The sequence below is a fragment of the Leucobacter sp. USCH14 genome, from assembly GCF_037619215.1.
Lineage (GTDB): Bacteria > Actinomycetota > Actinomycetes > Actinomycetales > Microbacteriaceae > Leucobacter.
Genome location: NZ_JAQPZP010000003.1, coordinates 109,451 through 130,562 on the forward strand (window position 1 = coordinate 109,451; position 21,112 = coordinate 130,562).

Annotated in this window: 19 protein-coding genes; 11 read left to right on the forward strand and 8 right to left on the reverse strand. The window is 70.5% G+C overall.

Annotated features, from left to right (window positions below):
• Genes PQI23_RS04595 through PQI23_RS04605 form a run of 3 tightly spaced genes read right to left on the reverse strand, consistent with a single transcriptional unit; the run spans nucleotide 1 to nucleotide 4,045 of the window.
• Nucleotides 1-1,773 carry an L-aspartate oxidase gene (locus PQI23_RS04595; RefSeq protein ID WP_339971996.1) on the reverse strand — a complete coding sequence of 591 codons (1,773 nt, stop codon included), beginning with the start codon at nucleotides 1,771-1,773 and terminating at the stop codon, nucleotides 1-3.
• Nucleotides 1,770-3,116 carry a quinolinate synthase NadA gene (gene nadA, locus PQI23_RS04600; protein ID WP_339971997.1) on the reverse strand — a complete coding sequence of 449 codons (1,347 nt, stop codon included), beginning with the start codon at nucleotides 3,114-3,116 and terminating at the stop codon, nucleotides 1,770-1,772. Before nadA ends, PQI23_RS04595 begins: the two co-directional genes overlap by 4 nt.
• The gene (locus PQI23_RS04605; RefSeq protein ID WP_339971999.1) at nucleotides 3,113-4,045 is read right to left on the reverse strand and encodes an NUDIX hydrolase; all 933 of its coding nucleotides are present in this window, start codon (nucleotides 4,043-4,045) and stop codon (nucleotides 3,113-3,115) included. The genes nadA and PQI23_RS04605 overlap by 4 nt, the downstream gene beginning before the upstream one ends.
• A gap of 317 nt (nucleotides 4,046-4,362) precedes the next feature.
• Here PQI23_RS04605 and PQI23_RS04610 point away from each other — a divergent pair, with 317 nt between their 5' ends.
• From PQI23_RS04610 to PQI23_RS04625, 4 genes are all read left to right on the forward strand, one after another.
• The gene (locus tag PQI23_RS04610; RefSeq protein WP_339972001.1) at nucleotides 4,363-4,566 is read left to right on the forward strand and encodes a cold-shock protein; all 204 of its coding nucleotides are present in this window, start codon (nucleotides 4,363-4,365) and stop codon (nucleotides 4,564-4,566) included.
• 129 nt (nucleotides 4,567-4,695) lie between these two features.
• Nucleotides 4,696-6,723, forward strand: coding sequence for an NADPH-dependent 2,4-dienoyl-CoA reductase (locus PQI23_RS04615; protein ID WP_339972003.1), 2,028 nt, complete (start codon nucleotides 4,696-4,698; stop codon nucleotides 6,721-6,723).
• A gap of 9 nt (nucleotides 6,724-6,732) precedes the next feature.
• Nucleotides 6,733-8,076 carry a M20/M25/M40 family metallo-hydrolase gene (locus tag PQI23_RS04620; RefSeq protein WP_339972005.1) on the forward strand — a complete coding sequence of 448 codons (1,344 nt, stop codon included), beginning with the start codon at nucleotides 6,733-6,735 and terminating at the stop codon, nucleotides 8,074-8,076.
• Complete coding sequence (locus PQI23_RS04625; protein WP_339972007.1) at nucleotides 8,073-9,536, forward strand: MFS transporter; 1,464 nt, start codon at nucleotides 8,073-8,075, stop codon at nucleotides 9,534-9,536. The genes PQI23_RS04620 and PQI23_RS04625 overlap by 4 nt, the downstream gene beginning before the upstream one ends.
• On the opposite strand, the gene PQI23_RS04630 is transcribed toward PQI23_RS04625, so the two are convergent.
• The 4 genes from PQI23_RS04630 to PQI23_RS04645 form a co-directional block, all read right to left on the reverse strand.
• On the reverse strand, nucleotides 9,533-10,102 hold the full coding sequence (locus PQI23_RS04630; RefSeq protein WP_339972009.1) for a TetR/AcrR family transcriptional regulator: 570 nt from the start codon (nucleotides 10,100-10,102) through the stop codon (nucleotides 9,533-9,535). The genes PQI23_RS04625 and PQI23_RS04630 overlap by 4 nt on opposite strands.
• A 48-nt stretch (nucleotides 10,103-10,150) precedes the next feature.
• Entirely contained in the window at nucleotides 10,151-11,032 is an 882-nt protein-coding gene (locus tag PQI23_RS04635; protein ID WP_339972011.1) for an SDR family oxidoreductase, read from the reverse strand.
• Between the two features lie 66 nt (nucleotides 11,033-11,098).
• Entirely contained in the window at nucleotides 11,099-11,365 is a 267-nt protein-coding gene (locus PQI23_RS04640; RefSeq protein ID WP_339972013.1) for a DUF7218 family protein, read from the reverse strand.
• A gap of 93 nt (nucleotides 11,366-11,458) precedes the next feature.
• On the reverse strand, nucleotides 11,459-12,982 hold the full coding sequence (locus PQI23_RS04645; RefSeq protein ID WP_339972015.1) for an FAD-dependent oxidoreductase: 1,524 nt from the start codon (nucleotides 12,980-12,982) through the stop codon (nucleotides 11,459-11,461).
• Nucleotides 12,983-13,241: 259 nt separating this feature from the next.
• On the opposite strand from PQI23_RS04645, the gene PQI23_RS04650 reads away from it, so the two are divergent.
• Entirely contained in the window at nucleotides 13,242-14,084 is an 843-nt protein-coding gene (locus PQI23_RS04650; RefSeq protein ID WP_339972017.1) for a sigma-70 family RNA polymerase sigma factor, read from the forward strand.
• On the opposite strand, the gene PQI23_RS04655 is transcribed toward PQI23_RS04650, so the two are convergent.
• The gene (locus tag PQI23_RS04655) at nucleotides 14,016-15,059 is read right to left on the reverse strand and encodes a glycosyltransferase family 9 protein (protein ID WP_339972018.1); all 1,044 of its coding nucleotides are present in this window, start codon (nucleotides 15,057-15,059) and stop codon (nucleotides 14,016-14,018) included. The genes PQI23_RS04650 and PQI23_RS04655 overlap by 69 nt on opposite strands.
• 143 nt (nucleotides 15,060-15,202) lie before the next feature.
• Here PQI23_RS04655 and PQI23_RS04660 point away from each other — a divergent pair, with 143 nt between their 5' ends.
• From PQI23_RS04660 to rfaE2, 6 genes are read left to right on the forward strand one after another with little or no spacing between them, the layout of a single operon-like run.
• Nucleotides 15,203-15,751, forward strand: coding sequence for a D-glycero-alpha-D-manno-heptose-1,7-bisphosphate 7-phosphatase (locus PQI23_RS04660; protein ID WP_339972020.1), 549 nt, complete (start codon nucleotides 15,203-15,205; stop codon nucleotides 15,749-15,751).
• The gene (locus PQI23_RS04665; RefSeq protein ID WP_339972022.1) at nucleotides 15,748-16,836 is read left to right on the forward strand and encodes a glycosyltransferase family 9 protein; all 1,089 of its coding nucleotides are present in this window, start codon (nucleotides 15,748-15,750) and stop codon (nucleotides 16,834-16,836) included. Before PQI23_RS04660 ends, PQI23_RS04665 begins: the two co-directional genes overlap by 4 nt.
• Entirely contained in the window at nucleotides 16,836-17,843 is a 1,008-nt protein-coding gene (locus tag PQI23_RS04670; RefSeq protein WP_339972331.1) for a glycosyltransferase, read from the forward strand. Before PQI23_RS04665 ends, PQI23_RS04670 begins: the two co-directional genes overlap by 1 nt.
• Nucleotides 17,840-19,120 (forward strand): glycosyltransferase, encoded by a 1,281-nt coding sequence (locus PQI23_RS04675; RefSeq protein WP_339972024.1) that lies wholly within the window; start codon nucleotides 17,840-17,842, stop codon nucleotides 19,118-19,120. Before PQI23_RS04670 ends, PQI23_RS04675 begins: the two co-directional genes overlap by 4 nt.
• On the forward strand, nucleotides 19,117-19,737 hold the full coding sequence (locus PQI23_RS04680) for a D-sedoheptulose-7-phosphate isomerase (protein WP_339972026.1): 621 nt from the start codon (nucleotides 19,117-19,119) through the stop codon (nucleotides 19,735-19,737). Before PQI23_RS04675 ends, PQI23_RS04680 begins: the two co-directional genes overlap by 4 nt.
• Nucleotides 19,734-21,089: a D-glycero-beta-D-manno-heptose 1-phosphate adenylyltransferase gene (rfaE2, locus tag PQI23_RS04685; protein ID WP_339972027.1), complete on the forward strand. Its 1,356-nt coding sequence runs from the start codon at nucleotides 19,734-19,736 to the stop codon at nucleotides 21,087-21,089. Before PQI23_RS04680 ends, rfaE2 begins: the two co-directional genes overlap by 4 nt.
• Nucleotides 21,090-21,112 lie beyond the last annotated feature (23 nt).

Here is a 21,112-nt window from a genome sequence, read left to right on the forward strand (position 1 = left end):
TCAGGCGCTCCTCTGCTCGGTGCCTTGGTCGGAGATCGAGAGCGCGTACTCGAGACGCGGTGCCGCCCGGTGCCCACCGGCTTGGGAGCGCGACGAGGCGGGCGTCGACACGGTTGTCGACATGGGTGTTGATGCGGGCGTCGATGCGGGCGTCGCGCTGAACACCACGCGGTACCCCTTCCGTCGCGCCTGGCTCGGGTCGGTCTCGGGGAAGTCGGAGCGGACGTGCGCGCCGCGGCTCTCCGAACGGGCTGCGGCGGCTGCGCCGATCATCGCGGCGAGCTGTGCCGCATCGGACGCGCAGCGCTGGAACACCCGCTCGGCGCGCGCGAGCCCGTCCGCGCTCCGCTCGATCCCGAGATGCGCTCCGACTGCTCGTCGAACGTCGGTATCGGTCACGGACGGTCCTTCGGTGGACTCGGTGCCCACCGTGCACGACTCGGCGCCGCGCACGAGGCTCGCAAGGCCTGATCCGTCCTCGATCCACCGGTCGTGCCGAGGGCGGAACCGTGCTGCAGCAGCTCCCGCGCGGGCGCCGAACACCAGCCCCTCGAGCAGGGAGTTCGAGGCGAGACGGTTGGCTCCGTGCACTCCGGTCGATGCGACTTCGCCCGCGACGAACAATCCGGGCGCACTGCTGCGGCCCCAGGTGTCGCTCGCGATTCCGCCCATCGTGTAGTGCGCTGCCGGCGCGATCGGCACGGGTTCGCGAGTCCAGTCGATCCCTCTCTCGGCGAGCGCGCGGGAGATCGCGGGGAAGCTGCGCCGCAGTGCGCCCCGACCGTGCGATCGCTCGACCGGAGTCGCATCGAGCCACACCGCCGCGGCGTGATCGCGCTGCATGGCACGGTGCGCCTCGAGCGACACCACGTCACGCGGAGCGAGCTCTGCGCCGTCGTGCCGTCCGAGCATGAACCGTGCACCACGGGCGTCGCGCAGCACGGCGCCGGCACCGCGCACGGCCTCGGAGATCAGGAGGCTCCGCCCGGAATCGCCGAACCGGCCTGCCTCGACCAGCACGGTCGGGTGGAACTGGACGAACTCGAGGTCGGCGACCACGGCGCCCGCGCGGGCCCCGAGCAGGATGCCCGAACCACGCGCGTCCGGGTGATTCGAGCTCAACGGGTAGAGCGAGGCGTATCCCCCGGTCGCCAGCACGACGGCGTCGGCGCGAACCACGGAGCGCCGCCCGTGCTCGTCTCGGATCTCGGCGCCGACCACGACTCCCGACTCCACGAGCAGGCGCTCGGCCGCGGAGCGCTGCAGCACATCGAGGGCCCCGTGGCGTGCAGGGCTTCCGTCACCGCGCTCCCCCATCGTCTTCCGCACACGAGTCGCAAGGTGCGCATGGAGCACGGCTCCGGTGCGATCGCCTCCCGCGTGGACGATGCGGTTCCGGCTGTGGGCCGCTTCCAGCCCGAGCGCCACGCCTCCCGCGTGGTCGCGATCTGCGGGGAACCCCGATGACAGCAGCTCGCTCACCGCGCGCGCCCCCTCACGAACGAGCACTTCCGCCGCGGCAGGGTCGCTCGCACCAGCGCCGGCCGCCAAGGTATCCGCGAGGTGATCGACCGCGCGATCCGACCTTCCGATCGCCGCCGCGATACCGCCCTGCGCGAGCGGAGTGTTCCCGCCCGCCTCGCGGTGATCGTCGAGCACGCTCGAATCGGCGCCGAGCCACCCGGCAGTCACGACGGTGACATCGGAACCGGCGCGCACCGCGGCGAGCGCGGCGGAGAGCCCGGCCACCCCCGAACCGATGACGAGGATCATGGTTTCGAGGCGAGCATGCGTTCGAGCGCGACGCGCGAGTCGGCGGCGACGGCATCGGGAACCGTGATGCGATTGGGCGTCGTTCCTTCGAGCAGCGATTCGAGCGTCCACGCGAGATACGCCGGATGGATGCGGTACATCGTGGAGCAGGGGCACACGACGGGGTCGAGGCAGAAGATCGTCAGATCGGGATGCTGCTGCTGCAGGCGGTTCACGAGGTTGATCTCGGTACCCACCGCGATGACGCTCCCCGGCGCCGCGTTCTCGACCTCCCGGCGAATGTACTCCGTCGAACCCGCCCCGTCTGCGGCCTCGACCACGGCAGCGGGGCACTCGGGATGCACGATGACCCGTACGCCGGGGTGCTCTGCCCGAGCCTGCTCGATCTGGGCCACGGTGAAGCGCTTGTGCACGGAGCAGAAGCCGTTCCAGAGGATGACGCGCGCGTCGCGCAGCTGCTGCTCGGTGCTGCCCCCGAGCGGAAGGTGCGGACGCCAGAGCGGCATGTCCGCTTCCGGGACGCCCATGGATTTCGCAGTGTTGCGACCGAGGTGCTGGTCCGGGAAGAACACGACGCGCCGGCCCCGTTCGAACGCCCACTCGAGCACGGTGCGCGCGTTCGACGAGGTGCAGACGATGCCGCCGTTGCGACCGCAGAATGCCTTGATCGCGGCGGAGGAGTTCATGTACGTCACGGGGATGACCGACTGCCGGCCGTCCTCCTCCGTCGGCCCGAGCGCGGCCATGAGCTCCCGCCAGCACGCCTCGACCTGGTCGATCGTAGCCATGTCGGCCATCGAGCACCCCGCCGCGAGATTCGGCAGGATCACCGCCTGGTCGCGCGACGAGAGGATGTCCGCGGTCTCGGCCATGAAGTGCACCCCGCAGAAGACGAACGCCTCGGCCTCCGGGCTCGACTTCGCCGCCTGAGCGAGCATGAACGAATCGCCCACGAAGTCCGCGTACTGCACGATCTCGTCGCGCTGATAGAAGTGCCCGAGGATCTGCACGCGCGATCCGAGGGCGGCGCGAGCCGCGACGATCCAGGCCGCGAGCTGCTCCTCCGTCGCCGCGGTGTATCGCTCGGGAAGCGGGCCCTGACGTGGAGCATCACGCGGCGCTCGGTCGACCGTGGAGGCGCCGGGTCCGTACCCCGGCTCGCGGTCGACCTGCCAGGGCTGTTGCGAGAGCGCGGAGTCGCAACTCGACCGGCCGGTGGAGCGGAGCGCGATCGGGCGGCGGTGTTCTCCGGCCGACGCCAGCTTCGACTCCGAGCCCGGCCGGTCACTCGCCTCGCGTTCTCGCTCCGCGGCGATACTGATGAGTTCGGTGACGCTGGTCATGAGGACCTCCGGGTGCTCGGGCGCGAGTCGGGGAACTCCGGCGCCGCATCGTTCGAGAATCGGTACAGTCGCGCCGGTCGGTGCGGCGAGCCCGTTTCGCGCTCGCCGGTGTCGATGAGCGTGCCCCGCGCGAGGGTCTGCCTTCTGAAATTCGCCGGGTCGACCGCGTACCCGAGCACGGCTTCGTGCACCGCGCGCAGCTGGCCGATGGTGAAGACCGCCCCGAGGAATCGGTGCGCGACCGCCGCGTACTCGGTCTTGCTGCGGAGACGCGCGAGTGCGTACTCCACGATGTCGGCGTGGTCGAAGGCGAGCTCGGGCAGTCGGTCGGCGGAGCACCAGGCGACATTGCCCCGCGGGCGCTCGTGCTCGCCCGTCGCACCGCCCTCGTCGCCGGGCCGCGGGACGCTGGATCGATCGGTTCCGGTGTCGTCCCACCGCCGGCGAACGCCGACCCCGACGCCGGCTCCGGCGCGGTATCGGAATTGCGGGGGCGCCGGTTCGGCGTCGCTGCCGCGCGAGGCACCTGCCGTGAGCTCGCCCTCGCCGATCATGGCCCAGTACGCGATCGTCACGAGACGCTGCGCGTCGGCGGATCGCTCCACCCCGCCGAACGCGTACAACTGCTCGAGATAGCGAGGCGTCACATGGGCAGCCGAGCGGATCGAGCGCAGTGCCGTATCCGCGAGCGTCTCATCCCAGCGCGTCGGCCCGCCCGGGAGCGCCCAGCGACCTCTGAACGGTTCGCGGGTGCGGCGCACGAGGGGGATCCAGAGCGTCGCCGACGATTCGGCTTCACCACTGAGACCCGGGCTCCCATCGATGGTCGACTCGCCCGAGGGGGGCCGCAGGGCGAAGGCCACCGTCGACACCGCGACCGCAGGCGGCAGGTACGGTCGCTCGCTCGCGCTGACATCGACGAATCCCACTTCGACCCCCTCTCGGCCATACACTCAACCGGCTGAGGTTAAGGTCATCATGACTTTCAGTAGCCTACGCAATCCGGAGCCGATGTCAACGCCGAAGTGAACGCCCGTCATCGAAGGTAACGATTCCGTAGCCGGGTCTCGCGCCAGCTCAGACCGTGGGATAAGCTCACCGGGTAAGACCAGTAATGCCGAACGTAGGGATTCTCCAGCACGTTTTATTTGCCGCTGAAATGCAGCACGCTACCAGTCTCCACGTCGGCGCCGTCGCCGTGGCACCCCGGCCGCTCCCGCGGCCAGCAACACGAAGGAAATACAGTATGGCCACCGGCACCGTGAAATGGTTCAACTCGGAAAAGGGCTTCGGCTTCATCACCCCTGACGACGGAGCATCCGACGTCTTCGCGCACTTCAGCGCGATCGCGGGGAGCGGCCGTCGCGACCTGTTCGAAGAGCAGCGCGTCGAGTTCGACGTCGAGCAGGGCCCCAAGGGTCTGCAGGCGAGCAACATCCGCTCGCTCTAAATCGAGCACCTGAACGAGGTGCGGGGCGCATGCCCCGCACCTCGTTTTTGTATGTTGCGCACACCGCACTCGACGTGCCCCCTGCGTATCGCTACATTCAGATCACCCTGACCCTGACACGGGAGCTGCATGTCGACGCTGACGTACCCGAATCTCTTCACTCCCCTCACACTGGGGGCGATCACCCTTCCGAACCGCATCATCATGGGCTCGATGCACATCGGCCTCGAGGAGACTCCGGGAGGCTTCGAGCGGCTCGCGGCCTTCTACCGCGAACGCGTGGCGGGCGGGGCCGCACTGATCGTGACCGGCGGCGTCTCGCCCAATGCCGAGGGACGGCTCACTCCAGGGGCAGCGACACTGACGACCGATGCCGACGTCGCCGACCACCGCATCGTCACGGACGCGGTGCACGACGCGGGCGGCCGCATCGTGCTGCAGATCCTCCATGCCGGCCGATACGGCGCGCACGGCGATATCGTGGCACCGAGCGCGATCAAGGCCCCCATCTCGCCGATCACGCCTCGCGAGCTCACCGAGGCCGACATCGAGCGCACCATCGCGGACTTCGCCCGCACTGCTGCACTCGCGATGGTCGCGGGGTACGACGGCGTCGAGATCATGGGGTCGGAGGGGTACCTCATCAATGAGTTCACTGCGCCCCACACGAACCAACGCTCCGATGGTTGGGGCGGCGACGCCGAGCGACGGACCCGCTTCCCCGTCGAGATCGTGCGGGGCGTGCGGGCGGCGCTCGGGGAGAACGGCATCCTCATCCATCGTCTCTCGATGCTCGACCTCGTACCGAGCGGCTCCACCCTCGAGGAGGTCATCGACCTCGCGCATCGCGTCGAAGCCGCCGGAGCCTCGGTCATCAATACGGGTATCGGCTGGCACGAAGCGCGCATCCCCACGATCGCGAGTTCGGTGCCCCGCGGTGCATTCACCTGGGTGACGCATCGGCTCATGGGAGCGGTCTCGATCCCCGTGATCGCCACGAATCGGATCAACACCCCGGAGCATGCCGAGGCGGTGCTCGCCGCGGGGTGCGCGGACATGGTCTCGCTCGCGCGACCGTTCCTGGCCGATCCCTCATTCGTCGCGAAGGCGGCCGCAGGAACCCCGGAGCGCATCAACACCTGCATCGGGTGCAACCAGGCCTGCCTCGATCACACGTTCGCGGGCAGGATCGCCTCGTGCCTCGTCAATCCTCGCGCCGGCCATGAGACGGAGCTCGTCATCGGTCCAGCTCCGGCGCCGCGTCGCATCGCAGTCGTCGGCTCGGGCCCGGCCGGGTTGTCGTGCGCCACGACGGCGGCCTCCAGGGGCCACGATGTGACGCTCTTCGAGGCCGACGAACGCATCGGCGGCCAGCTCAACGTCGCACTGCAGGTGCCCGGCAAGAGCGAGTTCCGGGAGACGCTCCGGTACTTCACGGTGCGCATCGCAGAAACCGGAGTGGCGCTTCGGCTCGGCGAACGGGCCGACGCCGCGACGCTCGCTGCTGAGGGGTTCGACGAGATCGTGCTCGCGACCGGCGTGCTTCCGAGGCGGCCCGTGATCGAGGGGCTCGATCACCCGAAGGTGGTCGGCTATCTCGATGTGCTGCGCGATCGCGTTCCGGTGGGCGATCGCGTCGCGATCCTCGGCGCCGGCGGCATCGGCTTCGACGTCGCCGAGTTCCTCACCTCGGAGACGGACGAGGATCCCGCGGACGTCGCGGGCTTCCTCTCGTACTGGGGCGTCGACACCGAGTACCGCCGCCCTGGGGGCCTGACCGTCGCCGTCGACGCGCCTCCGAAGCGCTCCGTCGTGATGCTGCAGCGGAGCGCAGGCAAGCTCGGCGCCCGCCTCGGGAAGACGACCGGTTGGATCCATCGGACGGAGCTCGCGCGCCGCGGCGTGCGCATGGTGGCCGGCGCCGAGTACCGCAGCATCGACGACCGCGGCCTGCACGTGATGCTCGACGGCGATCCGGTCTCCCTCGACGTCGACACCGTGGTGCTGTGCACGGGCCAGGATCCGTCGCGCGGACTGCATGACGAACTCGAGGCGCTCGGCATTCGGACGCACCTGATCGGCGGCGCCGACATCGCGGCCGAGCTCGACGCGAAACGCGCCATCGATCAGGGCACCCGCCTCGCGGCGAGATTGTGAGATGACCCCATGACGAATCATTCGGAAGCGGCCGAGCGCCTGTCGCGCATGATCCGGATCCCCACCGTCTCCGCGGAGCTCGACGAACGCGGGAGCGCGCCCTTCGAGGATTTCGTCGCGCTGATCGACGAGCTGTATCCGAACGTGCAGCGCAGCCTCCAGCGCGAGCGCATCACCGAGTTCGGCCTGCTCTACCACTGGCATGGCGCGGACGACTCGCTCGACCCGGTCGTGCTGATGGCCCACTACGACGTCGTGCCCGTCGACGAGAGCGATGCCTGGACGCACCCGCCGTTCGAGGGGCGGATCGCCGACGGATTCGTCTACGGTCGAGGCGCTCTCGACGACAAAGGTCCGCTTCTCGTGATTCTCGAGGCCGTCGAAGCCCTGCTGGCGGAGGGTTTCGTCCCGGCCCGCGACGTGTACCTCTCCTTCGGCGGCAACGAGGAGACCTTCGGAGCAGCGGCGCGCACCATCGCCGACGCGTTCTCCGCGAGAGGAATCATCCCCTGGCTCGTGCTCGACGAGGGCGGCGCCGTCGTCGACGCGCCGCTGCCGTTCGTGAGGGGGCAGGCCGCGATGGTCGGCGTCGGGGAGAAGGGACCGCTGACGCTGCGGCTGAGCGCTCGAGGCGACGGCGGACACGCCTCTGCTCCCCCGTCGCTCACCGCGGTCACCCGCGTGGCCCGAGCCGTTGCGCGCCTGAGCCCGGCCGCGTTCGCCGCCCGCACTCCCGTCGGCGTGAGCCGCATGCTCGAGCGCCTCGTTCCGAGCACGCGGGGGCCCGCCCGTCTGCTCTACCGTCTCCTGGCTTCTCGGCCGGGTCTCACCGCCCGACTGTTCGCCCGCCTCGGAGGAGAGCCGGCCGCGATGGTGCGCACGACCGTCGCCGCGACCATGCTCGAAGGCGGCACCGCTTCGAACGTCCTCCCGTCGCGCGCGAGCGCCACCATCAATCTGCGCATCGCGCTCGGGGAGACCGTCGCGTCGACCGTGCAGCGCGTGCGGCGCCGAGTGGCCGACCGGAGGGTACAGATCGACGTGGTCGACGGGGAGGATCCGTCGCCCGAGTCGTCGACCGAGAACGCGCAGTTCGCGGCCATCGCCGAGGCCGTACGCGCCTCCCATCCCGCGGCTCGGACCGTGCCGTACGTCATGATGGCGGCGACCGATGCTCGGCACTTCCATCGCTTCGCCCCCGCCGTCTATCGATTCGCGCCGCTCTCCATGTCGTCCGAGCTCCGCGCGACGATCCACGGCGTCGACGAGCGCGTGGCCGTCGACGAGCTCGAGCGCGGCGCCCGGTTCCACCGCGCGCTGCTCGAGGCCCTCCCACCTCGGCACCGCGCATGACTCGCGTGCGACTCGGCGCACTCGCCGGCGTCGTGGGATTCCTCGCGTTCGTGGAGTTCACCAGCGGGTTCCTCCAGGGCTACTACACCCCGATGCTCTCGAACATCGCGCGGCATCTCGACGTGCCCGATGCCGATGTGAATTGGCTCGAGGGCTCCCAGCTCATGCTGTCAGCACTGGTCGTGCCGGTGCTCGCCAAACTCGGCGACATGGTCGGGCACAAGCGGATCCTGCTCTGGTCGACCGCGATCACCGCGGTCGCCACACTCGCTCTGCCGTTCACCGACACCTTCCCGCTCTTCCTCGCGGCCTGGACCCTGCAGGGCGTGTACGTCGTCTGGCTGCCGCTCGAGATCGCGCTCATCTGGTCCCGCACCCGCAACCGAGAGGGACGCTCGCTACTCACGGCGCGCGCCGCCGGGATTCTGGTCGCCGCCCTGGAGGCCGGAGCGATCTCCGGTGCGCTCATCGGCGGAGCGCTCATCGATGCGCTCCCGATCCTCGGCGTGCTCCTGGTGCCCGGCGTGCTCGTCGCGGTGTGCTTCTTCGTCATCGCATTCGGCGTGGACGAGTCGCCGGTGGCACTCGGCGGCCGACTCGACTTCATCGGGCTCATGCTGATCACGGTCGCGCTGCTGGCGTTCACGGGAGGGCTCGGCCTGCTGCGCGTGCAAGGCCCGACGCACCTGCTCCCCTGGGCCGTGGTGGTGCTGGGTCTGCTGCTCTTCGTGCCGTTCGCGCACTGGGAGCTGCGGCATCCCGACCCGCTCATCGATGTCCGCCTCTTCCGCTCACCGGCTCTCGCCCCGGTCTTCGTGACCGCGGCGCTCTTCGGCATGAGCGTGCTCGGCGCGCAGGCTCCCCTGTCGACCTTCATCCGCACCGACCCGACCACTGCGGGTTACGGGCTCGGCATCGGCGGGTTCCCGACCTCACTGGTGATCGGGATGTACCTCATCGCGATGGTCGCAGGCGCACTCCTCTATCCGCTCGCGTCGCGGGTCTTCTCGCCGCGAGGCGCACTGGCTTCGGCGGCGCTGCTCGTCGCCGTCGGATACTTCATGTTCCTCCCGTTCCACACGACGTACCCGCACATGATCATCAACATGATGATCGCCGGATTCGGATCGGGGGCTCTCGTCGCCGCGCTGCCCGCCGCGGCCGCTGCCGGTGCGCCGGACCGGCTCACGGGGGTCGCCACGGGCCTGACGAACTCGACGAAGACCGTGGGAGGCGCGGTCGCATCGGCGATCTTCGGCATCGCCCTCGTGCACGGCGCCGCCGAGGCCGCGGGCTCTGATGCCGGTGGCACCGCAGGCTCGTTCACCGGGTACGTCGTCGTGTGGTGCGTGTGCGGAGGGTCGGCACTCGCCGCGGCGATCGCGCTCCGGTTCATCGTGCCGCAGAGCGCGTTTCAGGATCGCGGCACGGTCACCGCCGCCGACCCCGCAACGCCCTAGCTCGCCGACGCGAGCAGTTCGTCCGCGGTCTCCAGCGCGCCTTCGAGCATCTCGTTCAGCGAGTGCCGGCCCGCACCCAGCGCCGCCCAGCGCCAGACCGTTCCGACCAGGGCCGCCGCGTACCCGGCTCCCACGACCTCCGCACGCAGCGGATCGGCGCCGTCGCGCAGCAGACGCATTTCGATCGCCGACGCGATCCTCAGCTGTCGCGAGGCGCGCCCCGCCGCGAGTTCTTCCTCCACCCCCATGTTGCGGCTCTCTGCGATGACCAGAGCGAGCGTTTCCGGCGGTTCACCCGCCGCGAAGACGCGGAGAGCGCCGGCGGTGTCTCGAGACGCGCCCCGTAAAGCCGTTTCGAGGACTGTGACGCGGGAATCGAAGACGAACCAGAGCATCTCCGACTTCGAGGTGAAGTAGTTGAAGAAGCTCGAGCGGCTGACTCCCGCGCGTCGAGTGATCTCGGATACCGACGTGGCCTCGTATCCGCGCTCCAGGAAGAGCTCGCACGCGGCGTCCGCAAGCATCTCTCGTGAGGATGCGTGCGGACGCCCGCGGCTTGGAGACATGCCCACCACTGTAGCGAACGGGCCCGCGCCCCGACCGAGCGAGTGGTGTCAGAGGTGCTTCCCTCCGGTCACCGGCAGCACCGCCCCCGAGACGTACGATGCGTCCTCAGAGGCGAGGTAGACGTACGCTCCCGCGAGTTCCGCAGGCTGGCCGGGGCGACCGAGCGGCGTGTCCTCCCCGAAATGCACCTGCTTCTCGTCCCATCCCGTCGCCGGGATGAGCGGAGTCCAGATCGGTCCGGGCGCGACCGCGTTGACGCGCACGCCGCGCTCGCCCTGCTGCTCGGCGAGCGCCTGCGTGAACGCGACGAGGCCGGCCTTGGTCATCGCGTAGTCGAGCAGATCCGGCGACGGATTGTAGGCCTGCACCGACGCTGAGACGATGACGCTGGAGCCGGGCTGGAGGTGCGGGGCCGCCTCGCGGAAGAGCAGGATCGGAGCCACGAGATTGGTCGAGAAGACATTCTCGATCGCGTCGCGCGTGATCTCGGCGTCCGGCTCGCGCTCGCGCTGGGTGGCGGCGTTCAGCACGAGAATGTCGAGCCCGCCGAGCTCCGAGACCGTTCGGCTGACCGCCTCGACGCAGTCGGTCTCCTGGCGCAGGTCGCCGGGGAGGAGCACGCCCTTCCGATTGGCCTGCTCGATCTGCTCGAGCGTCGCCTGCGCGTCCTCGTGCTCCTCGGGAAGGTACGCGATGGCGACGTCGGCGCCCTCGCGCGCGAACGCGATCGCCACCGCGCGCCCGATGCCCGAGTCACCGCCCGTGATGAGCGCGCGCATGCCTGCGAGCCGTCCGTTGCCCGTGTACGTATCCTCGCCGTGATCGGGCTCCGGCTGCATCGGCGCGGTGAGTCCGGGCTGCGATGCCTGCTCCTGCTGAGGCAGCGGAGCCTTCGGGTACTTCGTGCGCGGGTCCATGTTCGGGGTCATGCGTCCTCCTCGGTATTTCCGGTTCTGCGAAATGGTCGGCAGCCGTTCGCGGCCTCTGCGGAGCGCTCAGTGCGAGCGCAGCAGCTCGATGAGCTCGTTCTTGCGCATCTTCGAATAGCCCGAAAGCCCCAGCTCCTTCGCCCGGCTCTTGAGCTCGTCGACGGTGCGCTCTTCGTAGTCCTCGGCGTGGCCGCCGCGCTCGCCCACCTTCGAACGGCCGTCACGGGCGGCAGCATTCGAGATGCGCGCGGCCTTCTCGGCTGACGCCCCGTCATCGCGAAGCTTGTCGTACAGTTCGGGATCCTTCAGCTGCGGGGTCTTCGATTTCGGCATCGATTCGTCCTCTCCATCGGGTCATCCGTACGTCTCGACGGTACGCTCTCAGTGCACGAGGGTGCAGGGCCTCGACAGCTCCGCGGGCGATCGCTAGCCTTCGGCGCCCGCCCGATCGTCGCGCGCCTGCGCGAGATCCCGGACCGCCGGGCCCTCGAGCACCTCTCCCGCCGCCGAGAAGCGCGACGCGTGCAGCGGGCAGTCCCAGCTGCGCTCCGCCGGGTTCCAGTTCAGAATGCCTCCGAGGTGCGTGCAGACCGCTGACACGCGGCAGACTCTGCCGTCCACCCGCGACTCCGCAACCGGATGCGCACCTTCGCGCACGACTCGGCCCTCGCCCTCGGCGAGATCGACGGCACCCGACCCGCTCAGCACTGCCCGCGTCCAATCCCCCGCGACGTGCGCCGCCACCTTCGCGTTGACCCGCACCGCATCGGCGACACCGGCGACCCCCGGGCCGGCGTGGCGCATGGTCTTCGCCCAGTCGAGACGTCCACCCAGCATCTGCGAGACGATCGCGAGGCTCGCGGCCACGGCATTGGTCATACCCCATTTGTCGTACCCGGTCGCCGTGTAGATTCGGCCGTGCCCGCCGGCGAGTGGGCCCGCGTAGGGCAGGGATGCGTGCCGCTGGTAATCCTGAGCCGCCCACCAGCTCACGCGGGGGCCGGCGCCCAGCTGTTCCTGCGCCCACGCGTCGAGCTCTGCGAGCGTGCGCACCGTGTCGCCGCCGCGCCCGGTCGTATGGCCGCCTCCGCCCACCAGCACGAGCGTTTCTCCTCCGGTGCCCCGCGCGGTGCGCAGCGAACGGTCAGGGGCATCGATCGAGACGTGCATTCCGCGCGGAATCCGGTCTTCGGGAACGTCGTACGCGGTGACGAAGGATCGCGAGGGTTCGAGCCTCGCGAAGAAGAGTCCCCGATCGAGGAACGGCACTCCGGTCGCCAGCACGCACCGCTCTGCCGCCACGGTTCCCGCCGAGGTCTGCACCTCGAGCTCGTCGCCATTCTCCTCCACCCCCTGCACCCGCATACGTTCGTGGATCTCTCCTCCGCGCTCCAGCAGCTCGGCGGCGAGCGCGGCGAGCACGTCGATGGGCTGCAGCTGCACCTGCTGCTCGAGCGCGATGGCCCCCGCCGTGGCGAACGGGAGCCCGGTGTCGTCGGCCCATCGCGCATCGACGCCCGCGACCCGGCAGGCGTCGAGCTCGCGCTCGAGATCGTCGAGGCTCGCCTCATCGTTCGCGAAGGTGACCGCGTCCCGCCGATCGACCGGCAACCCGAGGCGTTCCAGCTCTCGGATCATCCAGGCCTGACCTTCACGGTTGGCCTCGGCGTACGCGCAGAGCGCATCGTCGCCCACGTGCTTCCGCACCTGGGAGTACACGCTTCCCTGCAGAAGGCTGAGCTTGCCGGAGGTGTGCCCCGTCGTCACGGCGCCCACGGTGCGGGCCTCGAGCACGGCGACGCGCTGACCGGCCCGGGCGAGAAGCACGGCGGTCACGAGTCCGGTGAGACCCGCACCGACGACGACCGAGTCAAAGCGGCGGCCGAACGGTGACGGATCGGCGGGAGAGACGGGAATGGTGGGGCCGGTGAGGTGCCACAGTGCAGTCATGCTGCCACGCTACGGAACCGGGCGAGTCGGGAGGCAGACCCTTGACAGCGGGGCGGGAAGCCCCGTCACTCCACCGGCGGGAGCCGCTCCTACCGCCGGAGCGAACAGCTGATGGTAGGCGAAGTGCTGCTCGGATGCAAGGTGCTGCCCGGGCGAGAGGCCCACCGAGATGCTGGTGCCGTAGTCGTTCGGGATGTCGCACGCGCGCGCCCGACGTTCAACGTCGGCCCCGGCCGTCGTCTCTCATTGGAGGAGGCCCATGCTCGCACCGAACCCCGCATTCGCGGCCACGACCGCTCCCGCCGCCGCGGGCGACCGCGACGATCGAGCCGCTGCCGACGAGGCGCGCAACGCTCACGCGATCGCGCTGCTGGCGGCCGCTCAGCGCGCCGATGCTGCGGGACGTCGACGTCTGCACCAGCGGGTCGTCGTCGAATACCTCGACCTCGCGCGTTCCATCGCGCGGCGGTACCGGGTACGGCAGCAGGACGCGGCCGATGTGATGCAGGTGGCGTGCATCGGGCTCGCCAAGGCCGTCGAGCGCTTCGACCCGGATCTCGGCGACGACCTCGTCTCATTCGCAGTTCCCACGATCGCCGGCGAGATCAAGCAGTATCTGCGCGACACGTCCTGGTTCGTGCGACCTCCGCGCAGACTGCAGGAGCTCGCGATCGAGGTACCCGCCGTCCGAGAGGTGCTCGAACAGGAACTGGGCAGGGCGCCCCGAGTCGCCGAACTCGCAGATGTGCTTCGACGTCCGCAGGCCCTCGTGGCGGAGGCCGTGCAGTGCCACTCGGCCAGGCAGGCGATCTCGCTGCACACGCCCATTCCCGGAGCCTCCGAGGACCTGACGCTCGCCGATTCGCTTCCATATCGCGAGACCGAGTTCAACCGAACAGAACTGGCGCTCACACTCGAGCGCGCAACGCGGACGCTCTCCGAGGAGGAGCGTCGGATCGTGCGCCTGCGGTTCGACGACCAGATGACGCAGGCGGAGATCGCACTCGAGTGCGGTGTCAGCCAGATGCAGGTGTCACGCCTGCTCTCGAGCATCCTCCAGCGCCTTCGCGCTGCGCTCAGCACCGACCTCGCCTGCCGGTAGACCCGATTCCGGCACTCGCATCACGCTCCGGGCGGCGGCGAGCACCTCCTCGGCTGTCACGGCGAGGAGCGCAGGATCGGGGTCGCTCGCGAACGCTTCACCGCGACGCATCGCGGCGCCCGTGAGCACGACGTGCGGCCCCGGGGGCGGCCCCCACTCCTCCGGCGGTGCCGGGCCGAAGATCACCACCGACGGCACGGCGTACGCGGAGGCGAGATGCCCCGCCCCGGTATCCGCGGTGACGACGAGCTGCGCTCGGGCGATGACGGCGGCGAACTCGGCGAGGCCGATCCTGCCCGCGAGCACGTCTTCATCCGGCAGCCCCGCCGCCTCCGCGACCGCAGCCGCCCGCGGCTGATCGCGCTCGTCGCCGGTGACCACAACGCGGTGCCCTGCGGAATGCAGACGCCGGGCCACTTCGGCGAACCGTTCCACGGGCCACTGACGCGAACCGTAGAACGCGCCGACGTGCACGACGACCGCGCCCGTCACCGGAGGCACCGCCTCGGGCACCGCGATACGCACCTCGTCGGGATCCCCCTCGGCGCCGAACGCCGACACCAGTCGCACCCAGCGCTCGCGCTCGAGCATGCCGTCGACCCAGTCGGGCCCGGGCTCGACCTCTGCGCCGGGGTCCGGGTCCGGATCATCGGGGAGCCGATGCGCGAAGCGCAGGCGCGCCTCGAGTGCTGCGATGACGTCGCGGCTCTCGGGGCCGTTCCCGTGCAGATTCACGGCGATATCGACACTGCCCGGCTCGAGCGGGAGCGGCGCATCGAGGCCGGGTGTCGGGAGGAGTTCATCGACCGCGTCGACGAGCCTGACGATCGGCGAGAGCCACCCCGGCGCCGCGAGCACGATCCTGTGCTCCGGAAATGCTCGGCGCAGAGCGCGCAGGGCCGGGACCGCGACCAGCAGATCCCCGAGCTTCAGCGTTCGGAGCGCGAGCAGCACAGGCCGATGCCGTCGGGTCATAGGTCGTTTCCCCTCTCGTGTGCTCCGGCCCGAGATCCCCTCGTCCACCCGAAGCATCTCCCACTGGACTACCGCAGTCGCAGGTGGGGCGCAAGGGGTCGGGCACTCGGTTTACTCCTGCTTCTTCGGGGCATGAGAGAGGTATGAATGAACCTGCAGTGCCCGTGCACGCTGTGCTGTTCGACCGCGACGACACTCTCATCGTGGACGTTCCGTACAACGGAGATCCGGAGGCGGTCGAGCCGATGCCGACGGCTCGCGCTGCGGTCGACCGCGTGCGCGCAGCCGGCATCCCGGTCGGGGTCATCAGCAATCAGTCGGGCATCGGGCGCGGGCTGCTGACCCGCGAACAGGTGCAGCGCGTGAACGACCGCGTCGAGCAGCTGCTCGGACCCTTCGACGTATGGCGCTTCTGCCCGCATGCTCCGCGCGACGGCTGCGAGTGCCGCAAGCCGCGGCCGGGAATGATCCTCTCGGCGGCGGCGGCCCTGTCGGTCGCCCCGGAGAACGTCGTGATGATCGGGGACATCGGTGCCGACGTCGATGCCGCCGAGGCCGCCGGAGCGCGCGGCATCCTCGTGCCCACTCGACTGACGCTGCAGCAGGAGCGTGACGATGCGACGACGGTCGCGGAGACCATCGACGCAGCGGTGGACATCGCGCTCGGGTACAGGTCGGAGGAGGCGCGATGAGGGGCCCGGTACTGGTGGCGCGCCTGGACAGCATGGGCGACGTGCTCGTCTCCGGGCCCGCGATCCGTGCCGTCGCTCGTCAGGCGGAGGTCGTGATGCTGTGCGGCCCCCTCGGCGTCGGCGGCGCAGCGCTGCTGCCCGGCATCAGCCGCACGATCGTGTGGAAGGCCCCGTGGATCTCCGATCCCTGGCAGGAGGCGACTCGTTCGCACACGGAACAGCTCATCGAGAGCGTTCGCGAGTCCGGAGCCCGTGAGGCCGTCATCCTCACCTCGTTCCACCAGTCGCCGCTCCCCCTCGCGCTGCTCCTCAGACTGGCGGGTGTCGAGCGCATCACCGGGGCGTCGGTCGATCATCCCGGATCACTGCTCGACGTGCGCCTCCGACCCGGCGAAGATCTCAGCGAAGATCTTCCCGAACCGGAGCGCGCGCTCGCGATCGCGGAGGCGGCGGGGTTCCCGAGCGAAGATGACGGTCGGCTCGCCGTCGTGCCGACGCCCGATACCCGAGCGCTGACGGGGCGCGGTCCCTATGTCGCGCTGCATCCGGGCGCCGCGGTCCCCGCCCGCCGCTGGCCGGTGCAGCATTTCGCTCGCCTCGCGCAGATGCTCACGGATTCGGGGCGCACGGTCGTACTCACGGGGAGCGCGGGCGAGTCGGAGCTGACCGCCCGCATCCGCGCCGAGGCACCGGACGCCGTCGATCTCGCGGGAAGGTGCTCGACGCTCGAACTCGCCGGAGTGCTCTCGGGCGCGAGCGTGCTCGTCTCCGGCAACAGCGGCCCCGCGCACCTCGCGGCGGCGGTCGGCACGCCGATCGTGAGCCTGTTCTCACCGGTCGTGCCCGCCGTGAAGTGGGCGCCGTACGGCGTGCCGGTGCGATTGCTCGGCGACCAGAACGCGCCGTGCAAGGATTCGCGCGCCCGGGAGTGCCCGATCGCAGGGCACCCGTGCCTCGCCGGCGTGGCTCCCGAGGCCGCGCTCGCCGCCGTTGCAGATCTCGAGTCGCTGCGACGAGACGGCGCTCGACGTGCAGAACCACCGCGCGCGGCTCAGCCGGCGCGGGTCGGAGAGGAAGGACGATGATGAGGATATTGGTGTGGTACTTGCACGGAGGCTGGATGCAGGCCTTCCTGAGCGGATCGCATGAGTACCTCGTGCCCGCGGAGGCCGGGCGCGATATGCCGCCGCTCCCCGACGGCGCCCGGCGCGTCGACGCCGGTGGACTGGCCGACGACGACGTCGATCTGGTCGTGCTGCAGCGCACGGAGGAGCTCGAATGGGCGGAGTCCCTGCTCGGACGGCGGCTCGGACGTGACATTCCCGCGGTGTTCGTCGAGCACAATACGCCGAAGCACTCGCCGGTCGCGGAGCAGCACTTCCTGAGCGATCGCACCGACATCCCGATCGTGCACGTGACCCACTTCAACCGGCTCGTCTGGGACTGCGGGTCGGCTCCGACCGTCGTCATCGAGCACGGCATCCCGGATCCGGGACAGCAGTACACCGGCGTCGTCGATGCACTGGGGGTGGTGATCAACGAGCCCGTGCGCCGGGGCCGCGTCACCGGCACCGACCTGCTCACCGCGTTCGCGAGCGCCGGTCGGCTGGATTGCTTCGGGATCGCGACGGATCGGCTCCCCGGGGCGCTCGACCTCGGTCCCGACCGACTGCGCGTCGTCGGCGACCTTCCGACCGAGCACCTGCACGGCGAACTCGCGCAGCGCAGGGCGTACGTGCATCCGATGCGGTGGACCTCGCTCGGCCTCTCGCTGCTCGAGGCGATGTTCCTGGGGATGCCGGTGCTCGTGCTCGACGCCACCGAGGCGAGTCGCGCGGTGCCGCCCGAGGCGGGCGCCCTGTCGGCCGACCCCGCGGAACTGGTCGCCACTGCCGACATCCTGCTGCGCGACCCCGAGGAGGCGCGTCGCCGAGGCGCGATCGCCCGTGAGGCGGCCGTCGCGCGCTACGGCCTGCAGCGCTTCCTGGACGACTGGGATGCGGTGCTCGCGGACACGCACGACGCGCACGTGAAGCGAGCCCGGTCGCGCGTGAGCGCGCCGAATCTGATGACGGAAGGAGTCGCATCATGAAGATCGCCATGGTCTCGGAGCACGCCAACCCGCTGGCGACGCCGGGGAGCGTCGACGCGGGCGGGCAGAACGTGCACGTCGCCGCACTCTCGCGGGCGCTGGCGGAGCGCGGTCACCGGGTGACGGTCTACACCCGCCGCGACGACCCGACCACGCCGACCCGCGTCGCGCTCTGCCTGGGAGTCGATGTCGTGCATCTCACCGCCGGCCCCCAGAGCCACGTGCCGAAGGACGAGCTGCTGCCGCATCTTCCCGCGCTGTCGGAGGGACTCGCCGCGGCGTGGCGGTTCGATCGACCGGATGTCGTGCACAGCCACTTCTGGATGTCGGGCATCGCGGCGCTCGATGCAGCGGCGGAGCGCGGAACCGGGCATCCGCCGGTACTCCACACCTTCCACGCACTCGGCTCCGTGAAGCGACGGTTCCAGGGCGCGGCGGATACGAGCCCGCCGGAGCGGGAACGACTCGAGCCGCTCGTCGGGCAGCGCGTCGACACCGTGATCGCCACCTGCCCGGACGAGGTGTCGGAGCTGCGCGCACTCGACATCCCGAGCGACCGGATCGACATCGCGCCGTGCGGTGTCGATCTCGAGATGTTCCAGAACGTCAGTCGTCCGTCGACACCGCGAGGCGCCTTCCGAGTGCTCAGCCTCGGACGGCTCGTACCGCGCAAGGGCGTCGACATCGCGATCCGCGCGCTCGGACTGCTGCGGGAGCAGGGCATCGCCGATGTCGAACTGCACATCGTCGGAACCGGCGACGCCCCCGCGGGCGAGCACGGCCCCGATGCCGAGACCCGGCGTCTCGCCTCCCTCGCCGAGTCACTCGGGGTGAGCGAACAGGTGCGCTTCCTCGGCCGCGTCCCGCGGGAGGACGTACCCGCGCTCATCCGGGACGCCGATGCCGTCGTGTGCACTCCGTGGTACGAGCCCTTCGGCATCGTCCCTTTGGAGAGCATGGCGTGCGGCACACCGGTCGTCGCCGCGAACGTCGGCGGGCTCGGCGACACCGTCGTCGACGAGGTCACCGGGCTCCTCGTGCCGCCCCGGGACCCCGAAGCGGTTGCCGAGGCCTTCGGGCGGCTTCGCGCGGACTCCGCATTCGCCGCGGCGCTCGGAGCCGCGGGGCGTCTGCGCGTGGAAGCGCGCTACAGCTGGGAGCGCGTCGCCGCCCGCACGGAGCGCATCTACGAGCGCACGCTCCAGCAGCGCCTGCACCCCACCAGACCACGTACCGACAGCGCCTCGAGCGCTCACCTCGCGGAGGCCGCACTATGACGACGCCCACACTCACCCCGACCATCGACGTGGAACCGACGACGGCGAACGCCGTCACGGATCACTTCGACACGCTCGCGCAGACGCTGACGCAGGCGCGGCGGCACGCGGCCCACCTCGAGGCGTGGGGCAGGGAGCTCGCGAATCGGCTGGGGGTCGGACGCCGCCTGCTCGTCGCGGGCAACGGCGGCTCGGCTGCTGAGGCGCAGCACCTCACTGCTGAGCTCGTCGGGCGCTATCGCGAGGATCGCGGGGCGTACTCGGCGATCTCACTGCACGCGGAGACCTCGAGCGTCACGGCGATCGGCAACGACTACGGGTTCGACCAGGTGTTCGCGCGACAGGTGCGGGCGCACGCTCGCTCCGGTGACATCGTGCTGCTCCTCTCCACGAGCGGAGGCAGCCCGAACCTGCTCGAAGCCGCGCGCGCCGCGGAGGATTCGGGTGCGACGAGCTGGGCGCTCACCGGCCCGGGCCCGAATCCCCTCGCCCGACTCTGCGATGACGCGATCTGCCTGGACGGACTCTCGCCGCATGTCCAGGAGTGCCAACTCGCAGCGATTCACGCCATGTGCGAAGTGTTCGACGCGTGCGTCGGAAAGGAGCCCCAATCATGAAGATCGTCATCGTCGGCGACACCCTCCTCGATGAGGACATCGACGGAATCGCCGAGCGATTCCAGCCCGACGCGCCGGTGCCGGTGGTCGACGTGCATTCCCGCCGATCCCGCGCCGGTGGAGCCGGACTCGTCGCGCAGATGCTGCTCCACGACGGGCACGACGTGACCCTGGTCACCGCGCTCTCCGCGGATGCGCCCTCGGAGCGACTGCGCGAGCACCTCGACGGGATCCGCGTCGTCGCCGGGGTGCTCCCGGCGCCGACACCCGTCAAGACGCGGCTGCGCGCAGCGGGTCAACCCGTGGCGCGCATCGACGACGGGTGCGGCGATCCGGTGCTGCCCCACGTCACCCGAGAGATGCTCACCGCCATCGCCGAGGCCGACGCGATCATCGTCTCCGACTACGGTCGAGCCCTCACCGCGCACCCCGAGATCCGCGTCGCCCTGCACCGGCGCGGCACCCGGGTGCCGCTGGTCTGGGATCCGCACCCGCGCGGAGCCGACCCCGTACCGTCCGCGCGGCTCGTGACCCCGAACCTCTCCGAAGCGGCGAAGGCCGCGGGCACTCCCGCCGACGCGGCGTCGGCGGCCGACGCCGCTGCTCGTCTGCGCGAGCGCTGGGGATGCGTCGCCATCTCGGTGACGCTCGGATCCGAGGGGGCGCTCCTGCTCGATGCCGATCATGCACCGGCGCTGATCCCCGCACGTCCGGTCGACGCGGCGGACGCCTGCGGAGCGGGTGATCGGTTCGCGGCTTCGGCGCTGCTCGCGCTCGCCGCCGGAGCTCCGCTCCCCGAGGCGGTGCGCAGCGGCGTCGACGCGGCCGGTGATTTCCTCGCCGCCGGGGGTGTCGCAGCGCTCGGAGCCACGGGCCTCCCGCGCGCCCGTGCCACCGGCGCAGACGCCTTCGCGGTCGCCGAGCAGGTGCGCAGCACGGGCGGGACCGTCGTGGCCACGGGAGGCTGCTTCGACCTGCTGCACGCGGGGCACGTCCGCACACTGACGGCCGCTCGCGGGCTCGGCGACTGCCTCATCGTGTGCCTCAACTCCGACGACTCGGTGCGCCGCCTCAAGGGCGCGGAGCGACCCCTCATCAGCGAGCACGACCGAGTCGAGCTGCTGACGGCGCTCGCCTGCGTCGATGCCGTCGTGGTGTTCGAGGAGGACGGGCCGCAAGCCGTCCTCGATCGCCTACGGCCCGATGTGTGGGTCAAGGGCGGCGATTACAGTGCGCAGTCGCTGCCCGAGACCGAGCTCGTCGAGTCCTGGGGCGGCCGGGTACTGACGCTCCCCTACCATCTCGGGCGATCCACGACCGCGCTCGCCGACGCCATTGCGCGGGTCGGCTGACTGCATCGCAGCGCCCTCCGTCC

Coding starts and splice junctions, on each gene's coding strand:
- PQI23_RS04595 (WP_339971996.1), bottom strand. CDS start 1,773: ATGATCCTCGTCATCGGTTCGGGGGTGGCCGGGCTCTCCGCCGCGCTC.
- nadA (WP_339971997.1), bottom strand. CDS start 3,116: ATGACCAGCGTCACCGAACTCATCAGTATCGCCGCGGAGCGAGAACGC.
- PQI23_RS04610 (WP_339972001.1), top strand. CDS start 4,363: ATGGCCACCGGCACCGTGAAATGGTTCAACTCGGAAAAGGGCTTCGGC.
- PQI23_RS04615 (WP_339972003.1), top strand. CDS start 4,696: ATGTCGACGCTGACGTACCCGAATCTCTTCACTCCCCTCACACTGGGG.
- PQI23_RS04620 (WP_339972005.1), top strand. CDS start 6,733: ATGACGAATCATTCGGAAGCGGCCGAGCGCCTGTCGCGCATGATCCGG.
- PQI23_RS04625 (WP_339972007.1), top strand. CDS start 8,073: ATGACTCGCGTGCGACTCGGCGCACTCGCCGGCGTCGTGGGATTCCTC.
- PQI23_RS04630 (WP_339972009.1), bottom strand. CDS start 10,102: ATGTCTCCAAGCCGCGGGCGTCCGCACGCATCCTCACGAGAGATGCTT.
- PQI23_RS04635 (WP_339972011.1), bottom strand. CDS start 11,032: ATGACCCCGAACATGGACCCGCGCACGAAGTACCCGAAGGCTCCGCTG.
- PQI23_RS04640 (WP_339972013.1), bottom strand. CDS start 11,365: ATGCCGAAATCGAAGACCCCGCAGCTGAAGGATCCCGAACTGTACGAC.
- PQI23_RS04645 (WP_339972015.1), bottom strand. CDS start 12,982: ATGACTGCACTGTGGCACCTCACCGGCCCCACCATTCCCGTCTCTCCC.
- PQI23_RS04650 (WP_339972017.1), top strand. CDS start 13,242: ATGCTCGCACCGAACCCCGCATTCGCGGCCACGACCGCTCCCGCCGCC.
- PQI23_RS04655 (WP_339972018.1), bottom strand. CDS start 15,059: ATGACCCGACGGCATCGGCCTGTGCTGCTCGCGCTCCGAACGCTGAAG.
- PQI23_RS04660 (WP_339972020.1), top strand. CDS start 15,203: ATGAATGAACCTGCAGTGCCCGTGCACGCTGTGCTGTTCGACCGCGAC.
- PQI23_RS04665 (WP_339972022.1), top strand. CDS start 15,748: ATGAGGGGCCCGGTACTGGTGGCGCGCCTGGACAGCATGGGCGACGTG.
- PQI23_RS04670 (WP_339972331.1), top strand. CDS start 16,836: ATGAGGATATTGGTGTGGTACTTGCACGGAGGCTGGATGCAGGCCTTC.
- PQI23_RS04675 (WP_339972024.1), top strand. CDS start 17,840: ATGAAGATCGCCATGGTCTCGGAGCACGCCAACCCGCTGGCGACGCCG.
- PQI23_RS04680 (WP_339972026.1), top strand. CDS start 19,117: ATGACGACGCCCACACTCACCCCGACCATCGACGTGGAACCGACGACG.
- rfaE2 (WP_339972027.1), top strand. CDS start 19,734: ATGAAGATCGTCATCGTCGGCGACACCCTCCTCGATGAGGACATCGAC.